The sequence below is a fragment of the Serratia sp. CY47444 genome, from assembly GCF_052168635.1.
In the GTDB taxonomy this organism is placed as follows: Bacteria; Pseudomonadota; Gammaproteobacteria; order Enterobacterales; family Enterobacteriaceae; genus Serratia; species Serratia bockelmannii.
This window is the reverse complement of record NZ_JBJNMH010000002.1, coordinates 16,771-32,040: the sequence shown is the minus strand read 5'-3', so window position 1 is coordinate 32,040 and position 15,270 is coordinate 16,771. Positions and strand designations below refer to the sequence as shown.

At 59.6% G+C, this 15,270-nt stretch carries 18 protein-coding genes and 1 tRNA gene; 9 read left to right on the top strand and 10 right to left on the bottom strand.

What is annotated here, in order from left to right:
* The first annotated feature begins 3 nt into the window (after window positions 1–3).
* On the top strand, window positions 4–1,194 hold the full coding sequence (locus tag ACJ8IL_RS04265) for a multidrug effflux MFS transporter (protein WP_141997451.1): 1,191 nt from the start codon (window positions 4–6) through the stop codon (window positions 1,192–1,194).
* A 57-nt stretch (window positions 1,195–1,251) separates the two neighbouring features.
* Here ACJ8IL_RS04265 and cspE read toward each other — a convergent pair whose 3' ends face one another.
* A complete protein-coding gene (gene cspE, locus ACJ8IL_RS04260; protein ID WP_004940030.1) occupies window positions 1,252–1,461 on the bottom strand; it encodes a transcription antiterminator/RNA stability regulator CspE in 210 nt (69 codons plus the stop codon).
* Between the two features lie 346 nt (window positions 1,462–1,807).
* Here cspE and ACJ8IL_RS04255 point away from each other — a divergent pair, with 346 nt between their 5' ends.
* The 6 genes from ACJ8IL_RS04255 (at window position 1,808) to ACJ8IL_RS04230 (ending at window position 7,725) form a co-directional block, all read left to right on the top strand.
* Entirely contained in the window at window positions 1,808–2,971 is a 1,164-nt protein-coding gene (locus ACJ8IL_RS04255; protein ID WP_442516361.1) for a M20 peptidase aminoacylase family protein, read from the top strand.
* 189 nt (window positions 2,972–3,160) lie between these two features.
* Window positions 3,161–4,486, top strand: a complete 1,326-nt coding sequence (locus ACJ8IL_RS04250; RefSeq protein ID WP_442516360.1) for an LLM class flavin-dependent oxidoreductase — start codon at window positions 3,161–3,163, stop codon at window positions 4,484–4,486.
* Between the two features lie 26 nt (window positions 4,487–4,512).
* On the top strand, window positions 4,513–5,433 hold the full coding sequence (locus ACJ8IL_RS04245; protein ID WP_043135736.1) for an ABC transporter substrate-binding protein: 921 nt from the start codon (window positions 4,513–4,515) through the stop codon (window positions 5,431–5,433).
* Window positions 5,434–5,442: 9 nt separating this feature from the next.
* A complete protein-coding gene (locus tag ACJ8IL_RS04240) occupies window positions 5,443–5,970 on the top strand; it encodes a GNAT family N-acetyltransferase (protein ID WP_043135734.1) in 528 nt (175 codons plus the stop codon).
* 30 nt (window positions 5,971–6,000) lie between these two features.
* Window positions 6,001–6,888: an amino acid ABC transporter permease gene (locus tag ACJ8IL_RS04235; RefSeq protein WP_019454099.1), complete on the top strand. Its 888-nt coding sequence runs from the start codon at window positions 6,001–6,003 to the stop codon at window positions 6,886–6,888.
* Between the two features lie 9 nt (window positions 6,889–6,897).
* Complete coding sequence (locus ACJ8IL_RS04230; RefSeq protein WP_025301825.1) at window positions 6,898–7,725, top strand: amino acid ABC transporter ATP-binding protein; 828 nt, start codon at window positions 6,898–6,900, stop codon at window positions 7,723–7,725.
* 36 nt (window positions 7,726–7,761) lie between these two features.
* Here ACJ8IL_RS04230 and ACJ8IL_RS04225 read toward each other — a convergent pair whose 3' ends face one another.
* A complete protein-coding gene (locus tag ACJ8IL_RS04225) occupies window positions 7,762–8,271 on the bottom strand; it encodes a VOC family protein (RefSeq protein ID WP_043135732.1) in 510 nt (169 codons plus the stop codon).
* 166 nt (window positions 8,272–8,437) lie between these two features.
* Here ACJ8IL_RS04225 and ACJ8IL_RS04220 point away from each other — a divergent pair, with 166 nt between their 5' ends.
* Both ACJ8IL_RS04220 and ACJ8IL_RS04215 read left to right on the top strand, forming a co-directional pair.
* Window positions 8,438–8,917 (top strand): cold-shock protein, encoded by a 480-nt coding sequence (locus ACJ8IL_RS04220; protein WP_025301823.1) that lies wholly within the window; start codon window positions 8,438–8,440, stop codon window positions 8,915–8,917.
* Between the two features lie 81 nt (window positions 8,918–8,998).
* Window positions 8,999–9,160: a YnfU family zinc-binding protein gene (locus ACJ8IL_RS04215; protein WP_243756525.1), complete on the top strand. Its 162-nt coding sequence runs from the start codon at window positions 8,999–9,001 to the stop codon at window positions 9,158–9,160.
* Window positions 9,161–9,166: 6 nt separating this feature from the next.
* On the opposite strand, the gene ACJ8IL_RS04210 is transcribed toward ACJ8IL_RS04215, so the two are convergent.
* From ACJ8IL_RS04210 to ACJ8IL_RS04175, 8 genes are all read right to left on the bottom strand, one after another.
* Window positions 9,167–10,615: a GGDEF domain-containing protein gene (locus ACJ8IL_RS04210; protein WP_038628979.1), complete on the bottom strand. Its 1,449-nt coding sequence runs from the start codon at window positions 10,613–10,615 to the stop codon at window positions 9,167–9,169.
* 630 nt (window positions 10,616–11,245) lie between these two features.
* Window positions 11,246–11,797, bottom strand: coding sequence for a flavodoxin family protein (locus ACJ8IL_RS04205; RefSeq protein ID WP_442516359.1), 552 nt, complete (start codon window positions 11,795–11,797; stop codon window positions 11,246–11,248).
* Between the two features lie 327 nt (window positions 11,798–12,124).
* Window positions 12,125–13,657 carry a glycosyltransferase family 39 protein gene (locus ACJ8IL_RS04200; RefSeq protein WP_442516358.1) on the bottom strand — a complete coding sequence of 511 codons (1,533 nt, stop codon included), beginning with the start codon at window positions 13,655–13,657 and terminating at the stop codon, window positions 12,125–12,127.
* 125 nt (window positions 13,658–13,782) lie between these two features.
* Window positions 13,783–13,926, bottom strand: a complete 144-nt coding sequence (locus ACJ8IL_RS04195; protein WP_016928795.1) for a hypothetical protein — start codon at window positions 13,924–13,926, stop codon at window positions 13,783–13,785.
* 109 nt (window positions 13,927–14,035) lie between these two features.
* Window positions 14,036–14,362, bottom strand: coding sequence for a gamma-glutamylcyclotransferase family protein (locus ACJ8IL_RS04190; RefSeq protein WP_049206185.1), 327 nt, complete (start codon window positions 14,360–14,362; stop codon window positions 14,036–14,038).
* A 133-nt stretch (window positions 14,363–14,495) separates the two neighbouring features.
* Window positions 14,496–14,572, bottom strand: a tRNA-Arg gene (locus ACJ8IL_RS04185).
* Window positions 14,573–14,668: 96 nt separating this feature from the next.
* A complete protein-coding gene (locus ACJ8IL_RS04180) occupies window positions 14,669–14,965 on the bottom strand; it encodes a hypothetical protein (protein WP_043135724.1) in 297 nt (98 codons plus the stop codon).
* Window positions 14,962–15,171: a hypothetical protein gene (locus tag ACJ8IL_RS04175; RefSeq protein ID WP_025301819.1), complete on the bottom strand. Its 210-nt coding sequence runs from the start codon at window positions 15,169–15,171 to the stop codon at window positions 14,962–14,964. Before ACJ8IL_RS04175 ends, ACJ8IL_RS04180 begins: the two co-directional genes overlap by 4 nt.
* Window positions 15,172–15,270: the final 99 nt, after the last annotated feature.

Below are 15,270 nucleotides of genomic sequence, written 5' to 3'. Positions count from 1 at the left end.
CCCATGACCAAACACTTAGCCAGACAACGTCTGGTGTACGCCGTCGTGCTTGGCCTGCTGGCCGCGCTGGGGCCGCTGTGCACCGATCTCTACCTGCCCGCCCTGCCGGAAATGGCGGGTGAGCTGAATACCTCTACCGCCGCCGCGCAGCTCAGCCTGACCACCGGGCTGCTCGGCCTGGGCGTCGGCCAGCTGATTTTCGGCCCTTACAGCGACAAACTGGGCCGCATGCGCCCACTGCTGCTGTCGCTGATCCTGCTGCTGGGCGCTTCGCTGTGGTGTGCCCTCGCGCCCAGCATCGACCAACTGCTGATCGCTCGTCTGCTGCAGGGCATCGCCGGCGCCGGTGGCGCGGTGATCTCCCGCGCCATCGCCCGCGATCTGTATGCCGGCCATGAGCTGACCCGCTTCTTCGCCCTGCTGATGCTGGTCAACGGCCTGGCGCCGATCGTCGCGCCGGTGCTGGGCGGCGTGATGCTGCAGGTGATGAACTGGCGCGGCATCTTCGGCGTGCTGGCGGCCATCGCCGTGCTGCTGTTCAGCCTGTCGGCGCTGAAGCTGCGCGAATCCCTGCCGGTCGAGCGCCGCAGCCAGGGCGGTATCCTGGCGATGCTGATGTCGCTCGGCGGGTTGCTGACCCAGCGCTATTTCATGGGCCTGTGCCTGACACAGGGCTTCGTGATGGCCGGCATGTTCGCCTATATCGGCGCCTCGCCTTTCGTCTTGCAGCAGATCTACGGCCTCAGCCCGCAGATGTTCAGCCTATGCTTCGCCATTAACGGCGTCGGCTTGATCATTGCGGCACAGCTGGCCAGCCGTCTCAGTTCGCGTTGGGGGGAACGCCGGGTATTGAGGGGCGGGTTAACGCTGGCGGCCGTCGCGTCGCTGTTGCTGCTGTTGGCCGCCGCGCTGCATGCGCCGCTGGTCGTGTTGCTGGTGCCGCTGTTCTTCTCGGTAGCGGTGATCGGCATCGTCGGCCCGACCGCCTCTTCGCTGGCGATGCAAAGCCAGGGAGACAAAGCGGGCAGCGCCTCGGCCTTGATCGGCGTGTGCATGTTCGCCCTCGGCGCCTGCGCCGTGCCGCTCACCGGGCTGGGCGGTACCTCGGGCCTGTCGATGGCGCTGACCATCGTCGGCTGTTACGCCATCGCCATCCTGCTGTTCGGCCTGTTGGCCCGCCGCAACGACGCATAACGCGCCCAATAAAAAACCCGCTCAATGAGCGGGTTTTAAGAAATTCAGCTACGCAGCTTAGATAGCAGTAACGTTAGCGGCAGATGGGCCCTTGGCACCGTTCGTGATTTCAAATTCTACACGCTGGCCTTCAGCAAGCGTTTTGAAACCGTTGCTAACGATGGCAGAGAAGTGGACGAAAACGTCCTTGCTACCATCTTCCGGAGTAATGAAACCGAAGCCTTTGGATTCATTAAACCACTTAACGCTACCTTTAATCTTAGACATCAAACTTACCTTTAACGTGAATGAAAGACACAAAACCTGTGTCGATTACAGTACAGCAAGCAGGCAGGATTTTGTCCACCACCGCGATCACAGAAATCCGATAAAGAGTGAAAAAATCCGTGTTGTCCGGTGTAAATGGATTGCACCGGTTGCGATACGTTACCGTTCCAGGCCAAACCTCTCCCTGCGCCGGCGAACAACGAGCGAACGCCCAAACTCGCCCGCTTCCCCCAGCGTTGACGCCCCCATGCAGACGCAATCGCTATGAAATATAACCAGATGGTCTTTTTGCTTCGGCGGTCCCTGCACTAGGGTTAGGGTTTATTTCCCACTGTGAGCCAAGCCTATGACCAGCCAATTGGCAGACAAAATCATCGCCTATCGGCGTGAGCTGCACCAAAACCCGGAACTTTCCAATCACGAATTCGCCACCACCGCCCGGCTGACCCGCTGGCTGGAAGAGGCGGGCATTCGTATTTTGCCGCTGGCGCTGAAAACCGGCGTCGTAGCGGAGATCGGCAGCGGCAAGGGGCCGATTATCGCCCTGCGCGGCGACATTGATGCTCTGCCGATCGACGAAATCGCCGACGTGCCCTTCAGTTCGCAAAACAGCGGCGTGATGCACGCCTGCGGCCACGACTTTCATACCTCGGTGATGCTCGGCACCGCACACCTGCTCAAAGCGCGTGAGGCCGACCTGCCCGGCACGGTGCGCATCTTCTTCCAGCCGGCGGAAGAGACCTTCAACGGCGCCCGGCACCTGATCGACGCCGGCGCGCTGGATAACGTCGCGGCGGTGTTTGGCCTGCATAATGCGCCGGAGCTGCCCACCGGCACCTTCGCCACCCGCGCCGGGCCGTTCTACGCCAACGTCGATCGTTTCCAGATCCTCATCACCGGCAAGGGCGCCCACGCTGCCAAACCGGAACAGGGCGTCGACACCATCGTCACCGCCAGTCAGATCGTCGGTGCACTGCAGACGCTGCCCAGCCGCAGCTTCAGCTCGCTGGAATCGCTGGTGGTCAGCGTGACGCGCATCGAAGGCGGCAATACCTGGAACGTGCTGCCGCAAACCGTGGAGCTGGAAGGCACGGTGCGCACCCACAGCGACGCGGTGCGCCGCCAGGTACCGGACAAGATTCGCCAAGTGATCGACGGCGTTGCCGCCGCGCTGGGCGCGCAGGCCGAACTGCGCTGGCAACCGGGGCCGCCGGCGGTGATCAATGACCCGCATTGGGCGGCGTTCAGCAAAACCGTCGCCGCCGAGGCCGGCTACCGGGTCGAAGAGGCGGAGTTGCAGATGGGGGGCGAAGATTTCGCGCTGTATCTGCATCATGTGCCGGGCGTCTTCGTCAGCATCGGATCTGCCAGCGAGTTCGGCCTGCATCATCCGCGTTTCAATCCCGATGAACGCGCCCTGTTCCCCGCAGCGCAATATTTCACGCTGCTGGCGGAACGCACGCTGCAACAGCTCACTACCGCGCCAGAAAAAGCCCTCAGCAACGCCTGAATAACGTGAAATAGTATTTCCCCGACGCCGCAGATACCGCGCCGGGGATTATTATTTTCGCTCGCCGTGATATTTGCAATTTTCAACATTTGAATATGCTGTTTTGTTGTTTTACATCCCGCCACCGCTCATCAATAGTGAACCCATCAGACACCGCGCGCCTCTGCGGCGCATGACAGGATAATCACGATGAGCGACAACGCGAATAATCAACGGCAACTACGGCTGGGCGCCATTCTGCACGGCGCATCGGGAAATATGTCCGCCTGGCGCCACCCGGATGCCACCGCCGACGCCAGCATTAACCTCGAATTTAATATCGCCTCGGCGAAAAAAGCCGAACAGGGGAAATTCGATTTCGTGTTTGTCGCCGATGGGTTATATATCAACGAAAAATCCATTCCGCATTTTCTTAATCGTTTCGAACCGCTCACCCTGCTGGCCGCGCTGGCCGCCGCCACCGATAAAATCGGCCTGGTAGGCACCCTTTCCACCTCTTACAGCGATCCGTTCACCGTCGCCCGCCAGTTCGCCAGCCTCGACCACCTGAGCAACGGCCGCGCCGGCTGGAACGTGGTGACGTCGCCGCTGGAAGGCTCGGCCAAAAACTTCTCGCGCGCCGAACACCCGGAACACAGCCTGCGTTACCGCATCGCCGGCGAATTTCTCGACGTCGCCAAAGGGCTGTGGGATTCCTGGGAAGACGATGCCTTTGTGCGCAACAAGGCTAGCGGCGAATTCTTCCGCACCGGCAAGCTACACACCCTCAATCACCAGGGAGAGTTCTTCTCGGTGCAGGGGCCGCTGAACATCGGCCGCACGCCGCAGGGGCGCCCGATCCTGTTCCAGGCCGGCGCCTCCGAAGACGGCAAACGGCTGGCGGCTCAACACGCCGATGCGATCTTCACCCATCACGACACGCTGGAACAAGCGCAGAATTTTTATCAGGACGTGAAGCGGCAGCTGGTGGAACAGGGGCGCGAGCCGGACGACCTGCGCATCTTCCAGGGCGTCAGCGTGATCGTCGGCGACGACGACGCGGACGTCGAGCGCCAGTACCAGGAGACCGCCCGCCTGGTCAGCATTGAGAACGCCCTCAACTATCTTGGCCGCTACTTCGAGCATTACGACTTTTCCCGCCATCCGCTGGACGCCCCCTTCCCGGACATCGGCGATCTGGGGCAAAACAGCTTCCGCAGCACTACCGACGCCATCAAGCGCAGCGCCCGCGAACGTAACCTCACGCTGCGCCAGGTGGCGCAGGAAGCCGCCTCGCCGCGCCCGGTGTTCAGCGGCACGCCGGAAGCGGTGGCGGACGGTCTGCAACGCTGGTTCGACGGTGAAGCCGCCGACGGTTTCATCATCAGCGGCGGTACGCCCAGCGCCTTCGGCCACTTCGTCGATCGGGTGGTACCCATCCTGCAACAGCGTGGCCTGTTCCGTCAGGCGTACCACGGCGATACGCTGCGCGAGCACCTGGGCCTGAAGCGCCCGTTGAACAGATTCACCCAATAATAAGATCGTTTTCAGGGATATCCGCTATGCAGAAAACCGTTACCGCCGCCCTCGTGGCGGCCTTGCTGAGCCTGACCGGTGCCGCGCAGGCGGGCACCGGCATCGATTTACAGGCCAATGAAACCCCGATCCACGCGCCGAAAAACCCGCAGGCGATCGCCAAACTGCCGGCCGATTTCCACTTCGTGAAGCCGGGCCAATTCACCGTTGCAATCGCCGCGCTCAACACGCCGCCGCTGGCGCTGTTCGCCGCCGATAACCGGCGGCTGATCGGCAGCGAAGTGGATATCGCGCAGCTGGTGGCCGACAGCCTGGGGCTTGAATTAAACGTGGTGCAAACCTCGTGGGAAGACTGGCCGCTGGGGGTGGTTTCCGGCAAATATGACGCAGCCATCACCAACGTCACCGTCACCAAAGAGCGCAAAACCCGCTTCGACTTTGCCACCTACCGCATCGATTCGCTCGGCTTTTACGTCAAAACCGGCGGCAAGATCGCGACGATCAAACAGCCTGCCGATATCGCCGGATTAAAGATCATCGTTGGCTCCGGCACCAATCAGGAAGCAATTTTGCTGGCGTGGGACAAACAGAACCGGCAGCAGGGGCTCAAACCCTTCCAGCCGATCTACGTGACCGACGATGCGGCCGCCACGCTGGCGATCCAGTCCGGCCGCGCCGACGCCTACTTCGGGCCGAACGTGCTGGGCGCCTATAAAGCGGCGCTGAACGGCCGCACCCGGCTGGCGGGCACGGTGGAAGGCGGTTGGCCCAAGGCGGCACACATCGCCGTCACCACCCGTAAAGGCAACGGCCTGGTGCAGGCGGTGAACGAAGCGCTGAACGGCGCGATCCGCGGCGGGCAGTACGATCGGGTGCTCAACCGCTGGGGCGAGAGCGTCGAACGCCTTGCGCAGTCGGAAATCAACCCGCCCGGCCTGGGCGATTAGGAGCGCGCGATGACGCAAGACACTTTCATTCAGACGCTGCCGACCGACCCGCTGATCGCCCCGGTGATCGAGGGGCTGTTCGGCGAATATCGCCAGCGTTACGGCGACTATTTTGGTGACCAGGAACCGGAAGCGCTGGACCTGTACGCGCCGCCGCAAGGGGCCTTCATCGTGCTGCTGCGCGCCGGCGCGCCGATCGCCATGGGCGCCTTCAAACGCTATGACGCACAGACCGCCGAGCTGAAGCGCATCTGGACGCGAGGCGATCTGCGCCGCCAGGGCCTGGCACAGCGGGTGTTGCAGCAGTTGGAAACGCTGGCGTTGGCGCAGGGATATCGCCGGCTCTATCTGACCACCGGCTTTCGCCAGCCCGAAGCGGTGGGCCTGTATCTGAACAACGGGTATCAGCCGCAGTTCGATCCCACCGTCGACAGCGAGGTTTACAGCCGCCCGCCCTACGATGGCCGCCTGCCGTTCCGCAAAAGCCTGATTGCAGAGGATGCGTGTTGTTGCGCGTCGGAAAGGAAAATCGCCTAAGGCCCCTTTATCTGTATCAGGAGACATGACATGTCCAAACAAGAAGTCTTGAAAGTGGTGCCCGCCCGCTATCCGCTGCGGCTGATCGGCGCGCTGTTTTCGCTGTTTATTCTGGCCGCCATCGTACAATCGGTGGCGGGTAACGCGCGCTGGGAATGGGGCGTGTTCGCCGAGTGGTTCTTCGCGCCGGCGGTACTGGCGGGGCTGGGGCAAACCCTGCTGCTGACGCTGCTCGGTACGCTGTTCAGCATCCTGTTCGGCACCCTGTTGGCGCTGGCGCGCCTGTCGCGCTCCTACCTGCTGGCGTCGCTGGCCTGGGGCTATATCTGGCTGTTTCGCTCTCTGCCGCTGATCCTGGTGCTGATCATTCTGTACAACTTCTCCTATCTGTATGACGCCATCTCGCTGGGCATTCCCTTCACCTCCGTGGTGTTCGCCAGCTTTCCCACCATCGACATTCTCGGCCAGTTCGCCGTGGCGGTGCTGGGCCTGACGCTGGTGCAGTCCGCCTACACCGCCGAGATCATCCGCGGCGGCATCCTGGGCGTGGATTACGGCCAGCACGAGGCGGCGGCGGCGCTGGGCCTGCCGGGCTATCGTCGCACCTTCCGTATCATTCTGCCGCAGGCACTGCGCTCCATTATTCCGACCGGCTTCAACGAGATCATCAGCCTGGCGAAAGGCACCTCTATCGTTTACGTGCTGGCGCTGCCGGAGCTGTTTTACACCATTCAGGTTATCTATAACCGCACCCAGCAGGTGATACCGCTGCTGATGGTCGCCACCGTCTGGTACCTGTTCATCACCACCGCGCTGTCGGTGATCCAATACTATATCGAGCGCTATTTCGCCCGGGGCGCGGTGCGCGAATTGCCGCCGACGCCCTGGCAGAAACTGGCCGGCTGGCTAAAACGTTAGGAGACCCACATGTCTGAAGCCATTGATTATTACGCCTTGCCCGAGCAGCCGGTACGCAATCTCACCCCGGTGCCGGCACGCGGCCTGATCGAAATCAGCAACGTCAGCAAGTTCTTCGGCAAACACAAGGCGCTGGACGACGTCAGCCTGACGCTGCAGCCGGGCACCGTGACCGTGATCCTCGGCCCTTCCGGCTCCGGCAAATCGACGCTGCTGCGGGCGATCAACCACCTGGAGCGCGTCGACGAGGGCTTTATCCGCATCGACGGCGACTACGTCGGCTACCGCCGCAAGGGCAACCGGCTGTACGAGCTGAAGGAAAAGGCCATCCTCCGGCAGCGCATCAACGTCGGCTATGTGTTCCAAAATTTCAACCTGTTCCCGCACCTGACGGTGCTGGAAAACATCATCGAAGCGCCGGTGGTGCACAAAATTCACTCCCGCGAGCGGGCGAAGGCGGTCGCCTATGAGCTGCTGGATACCGTCGGGCTGCGCCACAAGGCGGATGCCTACCCGCGCCACCTCTCCGGCGGCCAACAACAACGCATCGCCATCGCGCGCGCGCTGGCGCTGAACCCGAAGGTGATCCTGTTCGATGAACCGACCTCCGCGCTCGATCCCGAGCTGGTCGGCGAAGTGCTGGACGTGATTAAGGGGTTGGCGGATCTGGGCGTCACGCTGGTGGTGGTCACGCATGAAATCGGCTTTGCGCGCGAAGCGGCGGATCGGGTGGTGTTTATGGTCGACGGGCAGATCGTCGAACAGGGCGACGCCAGGCAGGTGCTGTCCCAACCGCAGCATCCGCGCACCGTTAACTTCCTCAACAAAGTGCTGTGATCGTCGGGGCGCCGCGGCGCCCCGCACCTGAGCCGCTTATAGGCCGGCGAAACGCCGCTTCTCGGCGGCGAAATCCAGCGGGCGGATCCCCTGCTGGTTTTTATCCTCGTCGGTCAGCAACGCCGGCGGAATAAACCAGGTCACCTCGAACAGCAGCCCGTCCGGATCGTGACCATAAATGCTTTTGTGCACGCCATGATCCTCTTCCAGCCCGAGAATACCGCGTTCGGCCAACTGGTGACGAATGCGCTCCAGCTCTTCCAGACTGTCCACTTCCCAGGCCAGATGGTACAGCCCGGCCGGTGGCTCATGCTCCGCCGGCGGCTCGTTGTTGGCGCGAAACACCCCGGCGCGCTGCTGGCCCAGATTCTTGCTGAACAGCGCCAAATCGTGATCGTTTTCCGAATCGGCGGCCTGGGTAAATACCGCGCGATCGGGGCTGTCGGACGGCTTCAGCTTGAAGCCCAAGACCTGATGATAAAAGTCGGCGCTCTGCCGCACATCGCTGACATACAGCACGGCGTGATTGAGACGTTTGATGCCCATCGATATTCCTTTTTCGCATTGAATGAAGTCAGCATGAACATAGCATGTGGCCAGGAAGCCGCTAAATGCCGTTATCGCATGACTAAATGCCGCCCGCGCAATCTGTCGCTGCAAGGCATTCCGCGCTATCATAAGCGCTGTATTGAACCCTTTTGTGAGAATAGCGATGAACGGCAAGATAACGACTTTTTTTGAAGACAAAGGCTTCGGCTTTATTACCGACGAGAACGGAGAAAATCGTTATTTTCACGTGATTAAAGTGCAGAACCCGGAGCTGATTAAGAAAAACGCGGCGGTCACCTTCGAGCCAACCAACAACACCAAAGGCCCGTCGGCTTATGCGGTAAAAGTGTTGGCGCCCAGCAAATACATCATCATCGCCAATGAAAGAATCAAGATCACCAGCATCAAGTCTTTTAATACCTTCACCAAGGAAGTGCCGGTCAAAGCCGACGTGGATAAAGAGAACACCGTGCTGTCGGTTGGCCTGCTGATGAACCGCATTCGCCCACAGTCCGAAGATCAGGCGCAGACCATGCAAACGCTGCGCATGCTGACCATTACCACCTTCCAGAACACCACCCATACCTTCTCCGAGCACGAGATCGATATGGATGAAACCATCAAGGCGCTGAAAAGCCTGTAAATATCTGCGTACGGAAAATAACCAACGAAATGTGTCGTTGCCTGTGTTAGCGTGAGTTTTCACCTGACACAGGCTATTGATATGTCCGATTCCAGCAGCGTCAAAGGTTTTATCAACCGCTCCCCCCAAATCGTCTGCCCTAAATGCGGCTATGTTACCCGGCAAAAATGCGCAGCAATGCTGCAAGATGTGATACTGATTTGCCCTAATTGCGAAACCCGCTTCGAGCCCAGGCAAGGCTGAAAACGGTTAACGGAACAGGATATGCTCGACGCTGTTGCCGTTGATCACGTTGAACGACTCCACCCGATTACGCCCCTGCGATTTGGCGCGATACAGCGCGATATCCGCCATATTCATCAGCTGTTCCAACGATTTCACCTCATTCATCGCCAGGCTGGCGACGCCGACGCTGATGGTGATTTTCAACGTCTGCTTGCCTTCCGCCTGCAGCTCCGTCTGCTCCACCAGCCGGCGCAAATGTTCCCCCAGCGCCACGCCCTGCGCCGCCAGCGCGCGCGGCAGCATGATAGCAAACTCTTCCCCGCCCAAGCGGCCGAACAGCTGATCGTGACGCAGCTCGCGCCGCACGATGTGCGCGAACGACGCCAAAACCTGATCGCCGGCGCTGTGACCGTGCGTATCGTTGATCTGCTTGAAATGATCAATGTCGATCAGCAGCAGCGACACCGCCTCTTTGGAACGGTGTTTATGCTCCAGCAACTCGCCCGCTTTGCGGGTCATCGCGCTGCGCGCCAGCACCCCGGTCAGAAAATCGTGGTTGGCACTGTGCTCCAGACGTCGCATCAGCTTGCGGTTGGCGGCGATGGAGCTGGCGAGGATCAGCGGCCCCATCACCAGCATGGCGATGCCCAATCGGGCGGACATCAGGGTATCGAGGAAGGCGTTGTGGTTGTTCGGCGTTTCATAAAGCACCAGGTTGGCAGAAATGCTGCTGATCTCGGTCATGCCGGTCAACAGCGTCAGCAACGTCACGGGGAACAGCGGGTAGCGTACCGCGCACCACAGCAGCGCCGGGATCGGGAAGGCGATGGCTCCCGGCCCGCCGATATAGACGCTGAACGCCAGCGACAGCAGCAACGCCAGCAACGGCAGGCAGCCTTTCAGGCGCCAACGTACCTGCATGCGCAGCAGTTGCTTCAGCCGCGGCGCCGCCATCAGCACCGGCAACAGCAGCAAGGTCGTCGAGAATTGCTCACTGAACCAAGCCAGCCAGGCGATCACCACCGTGTTGTTATAGAGGCTATCATTACGCAGCACCGACAGCGTCGACGCCACCGCCGCGCCGGCCAAACTGGCGCTGAACATATAGAGTATCGCCTGGGGCTTGCCCATGCGCCGTTGAGATTGTGGCAGCATCAGCATGATGCCGTAACCGACGGCGATCAGCGACATGTTGCAGGCGTTCAGCCACAGCGCCAGAGACCAACCTTCGCCGGTGCTGAGATCGGCGGCGACCATGCCCAGATAGGTGGTAAGCCAGCCGAGCGGCGTGCCGTAAATGGGTTTGCGCAGCAGCAAACCGAGCAGAATCGCATTCACTGGCCAAAATAAGGAAAGCGAGCCAATCGGCCGGCTAAGAATACCCACCAGGGAAAGCAAAAAAGCCAGCATGAAAAGATTGATCAGCTGAACCGTTAGCGGCAGGCCATGCCTGGCGTTTATTCTGGCGTTCATCGCCTTGCCCATATTTTGCTAATAACCAGAATAATAATGTGCATACTCTCTCGCCCGGCCAGTGAGGGATAGTCAACCCGGATTTCAACCAAAAAAGCCAGACAAATCAATAATAAAAAACGTTAACATTTAATTAACAGACTTTTCTTAGCCCCGTTCGGCTGCGGCGGGCACACCCGCGTAGCGTCAGCAAATAATGGCTACTCTGCTGTCAGCATAGCGCATAGCGTAATAGGTCGCCGACGGCGTCAATTACATTAATAAGCTTGTGGTTATTGGTCGTTGAATGATGTTTGAATAACTGCGCGATTATTTTCCTGCAACTGGGCCGCCCGTGCAATAACAACCCAAAAAAAGCCCGCATGAAGCGGGCTTGCTTGAACAACAGCAAATCGACAGTTACAACACGGCCATGCCTTGCATGCCCGTGTTGCCACGCAGTATAGCGGTGAAAGCTTAAGCAGACCTTAGCAACAAAAAACCCGGCCTAGGAACCGGGAATATTTGTACGAAATGCAGTGTTAGCCCAAGCAGGCTAATAACATTTCGCAGCCTACACGCCAATTGTGCAGAGAAAATGAACGCGGCATCCGTTCAACCGCACCGCCACCCCATCTACACGGTAAGGCCTTACGCCAGTTTGGCGGCAAAGCCCGCTACGCGCTGGCCATAGAGCTTGGCGGTCGCCAGATCGCCCGACAACATCTCATCCACGCCGGCATCCGCCGGGGTCTGCACCAGCAGCCCCACCGAACCGCCCAGGTTATTGACGTCGGTACGCTGCGCCGATTTGGTGTTGGCCGGCAGCAGCCCCAGACTGACCCACAGGCCGCCATGTTGCGAAGCCAGCGTCTGCAGTGCGATCAACGTGACCTGCTTATCGCCGTTCAGGCTGGCGCTGTTGGTAAAGCCGCCGAACACTTTGTCCTGCCACTTGCGGCCGAACCAGGCTTTGGAGCTCGCGTCGGCGAATTTCTTGAACTGCCAGGATGGGCCGCCCATATAGGTCGGCGAGCCAAAGATGATGGAGTCCGCCTCATCCAACGTCTGCCAGGCTTCGTCGCTGATGTCACCGTTCTGATCGATGGCGATCAGTTCCGCCCCCGCACCTTCCGCCACGACTTTCGCCAAACGCTCGGTATGGCCGTAGCCGGAATGAAACACCACTACTGTCTTCGCCATAGAAATTCTCCACTCATTGCACAAAGGCACCGACGGCGCCCCCTCTCGCGTTCAATCTAATCAAGCGCGCAGCGGCTGAATACCGAATAAAACTGACGGTGATATTCAAAAAAATCGCGTTACGCACCGCCGGGTATGCGCAGATAAAAAAAATCCCGCACAAGGCGGGATAAACTTAACAGGGATGGGGTAATACACTACAGGGAATGGATAACACACAACATCATCGGGTAGAGCTACAGTACCAATCCCAATGTATAGAACTGTCATCCCCGCGTAAGTTTGCTCGGCCAGATGTAACGCCGAATGGGAAATATGACATTTTGCTCAACGCACCACGAACAGGCGCGACTCAAAGCCGACGCTCTTGAAGGTGCCGGTATTGACCCACCCGGGCGGCGAACGGCCGAAGTCCTGATTGAAATCGCCGCCGCTGACCAGCCAGACCCGGCGATGGCCTTTCGCTAACGCGCTGAGATTATCGACGTAAGTCTGCGCCGCCCGATCGTGGAAAAAGGTGCCGAAACCATAGGCATTGGGCTTGCCCGAAATGCCGTTGGGCCTGGCCGGGGTATACAACAGGGCGCGATAGCCCTGCTTGTTGTAATACACATAGCTCAGGTAGTTGAACATGTTGCTGACCACCACTGCATCGTTAGGCTGATAGAGACTGTTGATGTAGTGCACCATCACTTTGAACTCATCTTTCTCGACCGGGTAATCGTTACGCACGCCGCAGCCGAACAGCAAACTGAAGAACAGCAGCAAAGAAATCCCGCGCACCCGGCTTTTCGTGCCGGCGATCAGCACGCCCAACACCAGCGGAATGCCCAGCGCGGCCGAATAGAGGTAGCGATCGACAAACAGCGGCGAGCGCCAGGAAATGGCGAATACCAACGTCACCGGGATCAGAATGCCGCCGAGCAGCAGCAGCGAGAATGTTCTCGGCGTCTCCCGCCGCCACAGTAGCAATGAACATAAGGCGATAAACATCGCCGGCAGCAGCCAGAGAATGACCGTCGGATAATTGCTGCCATCATGCCCAGTGAGAAAACGCCAATACATCGCCGGCAGATCGCCCCAGGAAACCTGAGGGATCCAACCGACGTCGCCGCCGACCCGCAGCTCGGCGATATGCGCCAGCAGATTGAACAGCACCAGCAGCCAGGGAATGTAGGCCACCCCGATCGCCACATTGGCCAGCCACCACGCCGGCTGCTTGATGTAACGTACGCCTTCGCGGCGGCACGACAGCGCCAGCAGCACCAGCCAGTGAGCGATCAGCGTAAAAATCGTGAAGTAGTGGGTATAAAAGCTCAGCGTCATCAATAACGCATACAGCGCCAGGTAACGGTGGTTATCCGGCGTTTTCAGCCACTTCGCCAACGCCATGGCGGCGGCGATCGCCAGCATCCCCATCAGCGCGTACATGCGCGCCTCCTGGCTGTAACGCACCGCCATCGGCATGATTGCCATCAGCCACCCCGCTATCAGCGCCGCCCGCTCATTGGTCAACCAACGGGTAAAACGCATCGCCAGCGCCACCGTCGCCACGCCGAACACCAGGCTCAGCGAGCGGGCCGCCAGAATGCCGTCGCCAAACAGCGCCATCCAGCCATGCAGCAGCAGGTAATAAAGCGGCGGGTGAACATCGAAGGAAGCGTGGTACAGCAAAGCGCCCACATCGTAACGGCTGGTCAGCACGCTGGAGGCTTCATCGCACCAAAAATACCGATCTGATAAGGAAATAAATCGCACGATCGCCGAAAACGCCACGATCGCCAACGCGTAATGTTTGTAACCGATGCCCTTTAAGCCGTTGTTGCTCAAAGAAACATTCGATACCTGCTGCAGTGACATAACGGCATTCCGCCCAAGAGAACCACACCGTGTGGAGACGCAGCGTCATCATTGCCGACGGCGGGTAAATGGCGGGTAAATCAGTGCGAAAAAGTCGGTGCAATCACCGCGGCGCCGCACGGCCCTCAGCGGATTTCAACGCTGATATCCGGGTAGGCTTTCTCCCCGTCGCTGAGGTAATGCCCCAACGCCCGGTAAGCCATGACGTACAGCACGGCGGCGGCGCACAGGCACAGCAAGGTCACGAGCAGGAATCTGGATTTGCGCACGATAGGCTCCATGGGGAAATTTTCGCCTATTGTAGCGCGGCAAAATAAACGAAAGTTCAATTGCCGGCGGGTCAAGCGCCTCGCACTCACTCGGCGAGGCGGCTTCATCTCATTTCTTCAACATGTAGATAAACGAATCGACGGTTTCGCCGCCGGCGGTGGAGACGCTGACCGCCACCCGTTCATACCCCTCACCTTCGAACGCATCGAGAGTCGGCCAGTGGTTGACGAGATTAGCTGAACGGAACAGAAAACCGTTCACCCGATTGCCGCTGTTATCCAACACGATGCCTGGGTAGCCCATCTCGGCGCCCCAGCCTTCGTTAAGCAGCGATCCGCCGACGCTGCCTTCTTCCCAGCTGCCGCCGATGGCTTCCATAATGTGCGCGTTGGGTCTGCCCGGCCCCAGGGTGCCGTAAACGAATAAGCTTTGCATGTTGCTCTCTGCCACTGACTAAAAGTTAGCGAACGAACATAGCATGGCGCTCAATGGCGAGCCAACGAGAGTATGGATTACGCAGTCGAATTTTTGCGGGAACAAGTCGGGGGGAAGAAAATCAAGGAAGTAATGGCACGCCCTATAGGATTCGAACCTATGACCTACGGCTTAGAAGGCCGTTGCTCTATCCAACTGAGCTAAGGGCGCATTGAGATGCGGCAACCTGTGGTTGCGGGTTGCGATTATACGGTCAGAGGTTAGCGAGTCAATGCCTTTTCATGACGTTACGGCGGCGACGGCGCTTTATGGCGTTTTTTCCGCCAGCGCCCGCGCTATGTTACGGTGCGCCAGGCCGACCGCGGTATCGCCTGGTGTGCGCTCAGCCTCTTGCCGCCCACCGCCCCGCCGCAGACAAAGGCGCGTAGACTGTACCACTGCGGCAATATCCCCCCAATCGGCATGCTCAACCACCTGCATATTGCAGGTCGCTTCCCCCCTTTCCCCCAATGCGGAGTCAGGGCGTGCGCTGTTTAAGGATGCCTGGCTCCACGGCGCCCAAGCCAGCAATAGCGCGCAACCTCCCCATGCGCTGCCGTTCATGCGCACAGCTTCCGCCACAGCGCGCTCAGGCGCGCCCGCCACGACGGCGCTGCCTGGTGCTGGCCGAGCTGATGCAGCGCGGTGAGTTGCGCACTGCCCGCCGGATGCCGTGAAGAATCGAACACCGTCTCCCCTACGTGTTTAGGCTCCGCCGGTTGCTGATCAGGTTGATGATGCAACGGATAAAGCCGGGTTATCGCTCTCATGATCCTGCCCTCTTTCGCCCTGTGTATGGCCCCAGCGTATGCAAATGCAGGTAAAAATGGCGTAGAGGATCCTGAGGCCGATATAAAAAAAGCGTAAAT

Coding starts and splice junctions, on each gene's coding strand:
- ACJ8IL_RS04240 (WP_043135734.1), top strand. CDS start 5,443: ATGACGCAAGACACTTTCATTCAGACGCTGCCGACCGACCCGCTGATC.
- ACJ8IL_RS04215 (WP_243756525.1), top strand. CDS start 8,999: ATGTCCGATTCCAGCAGCGTCAAAGGTTTTATCAACCGCTCCCCCCAA.
- ACJ8IL_RS04225 (WP_043135732.1), bottom strand. CDS start 8,271: ATGGGCATCAAACGTCTCAATCACGCCGTGCTGTATGTCAGCGATGTG.
- ACJ8IL_RS04190 (WP_049206185.1), bottom strand. CDS start 14,362: ATGCAAAGCTTATTCGTTTACGGCACCCTGGGGCCGGGCAGACCCAAC.
- ACJ8IL_RS04205 (WP_442516359.1), bottom strand. CDS start 11,797: ATGGCGAAGACAGTAGTGGTGTTTCATTCCGGCTACGGCCATACCGAG.
- ACJ8IL_RS04235 (WP_019454099.1), top strand. CDS start 6,001: ATGTCCAAACAAGAAGTCTTGAAAGTGGTGCCCGCCCGCTATCCGCTG.
- ACJ8IL_RS04175 (WP_025301819.1), bottom strand. CDS start 15,171: ATGAGAGCGATAACCCGGCTTTATCCGTTGCATCATCAACCTGATCAG.
- ACJ8IL_RS04245 (WP_043135736.1), top strand. CDS start 4,513: ATGCAGAAAACCGTTACCGCCGCCCTCGTGGCGGCCTTGCTGAGCCTG.
- cspE (WP_004940030.1), bottom strand. CDS start 1,461: ATGTCTAAGATTAAAGGTAGCGTTAAGTGGTTTAATGAATCCAAAGGC.
- ACJ8IL_RS04200 (WP_442516358.1), bottom strand. CDS start 13,657: ATGTCACTGCAGCAGGTATCGAATGTTTCTTTGAGCAACAACGGCTTA.
- ACJ8IL_RS04220 (WP_025301823.1), top strand. CDS start 8,438: ATGAACGGCAAGATAACGACTTTTTTTGAAGACAAAGGCTTCGGCTTT.
- ACJ8IL_RS04210 (WP_038628979.1), bottom strand. CDS start 10,615: ATGAACGCCAGAATAAACGCCAGGCATGGCCTGCCGCTAACGGTTCAG.
- ACJ8IL_RS04230 (WP_025301825.1), top strand. CDS start 6,898: ATGTCTGAAGCCATTGATTATTACGCCTTGCCCGAGCAGCCGGTACGC.
- ACJ8IL_RS04265 (WP_141997451.1), top strand. CDS start 4: ATGACCAAACACTTAGCCAGACAACGTCTGGTGTACGCCGTCGTGCTT.
- ACJ8IL_RS04250 (WP_442516360.1), top strand. CDS start 3,161: ATGAGCGACAACGCGAATAATCAACGGCAACTACGGCTGGGCGCCATT.
- ACJ8IL_RS04180 (WP_043135724.1), bottom strand. CDS start 14,965: ATGAACGGCAGCGCATGGGGAGGTTGCGCGCTATTGCTGGCTTGGGCG.
- ACJ8IL_RS04255 (WP_442516361.1), top strand. CDS start 1,808: ATGACCAGCCAATTGGCAGACAAAATCATCGCCTATCGGCGTGAGCTG.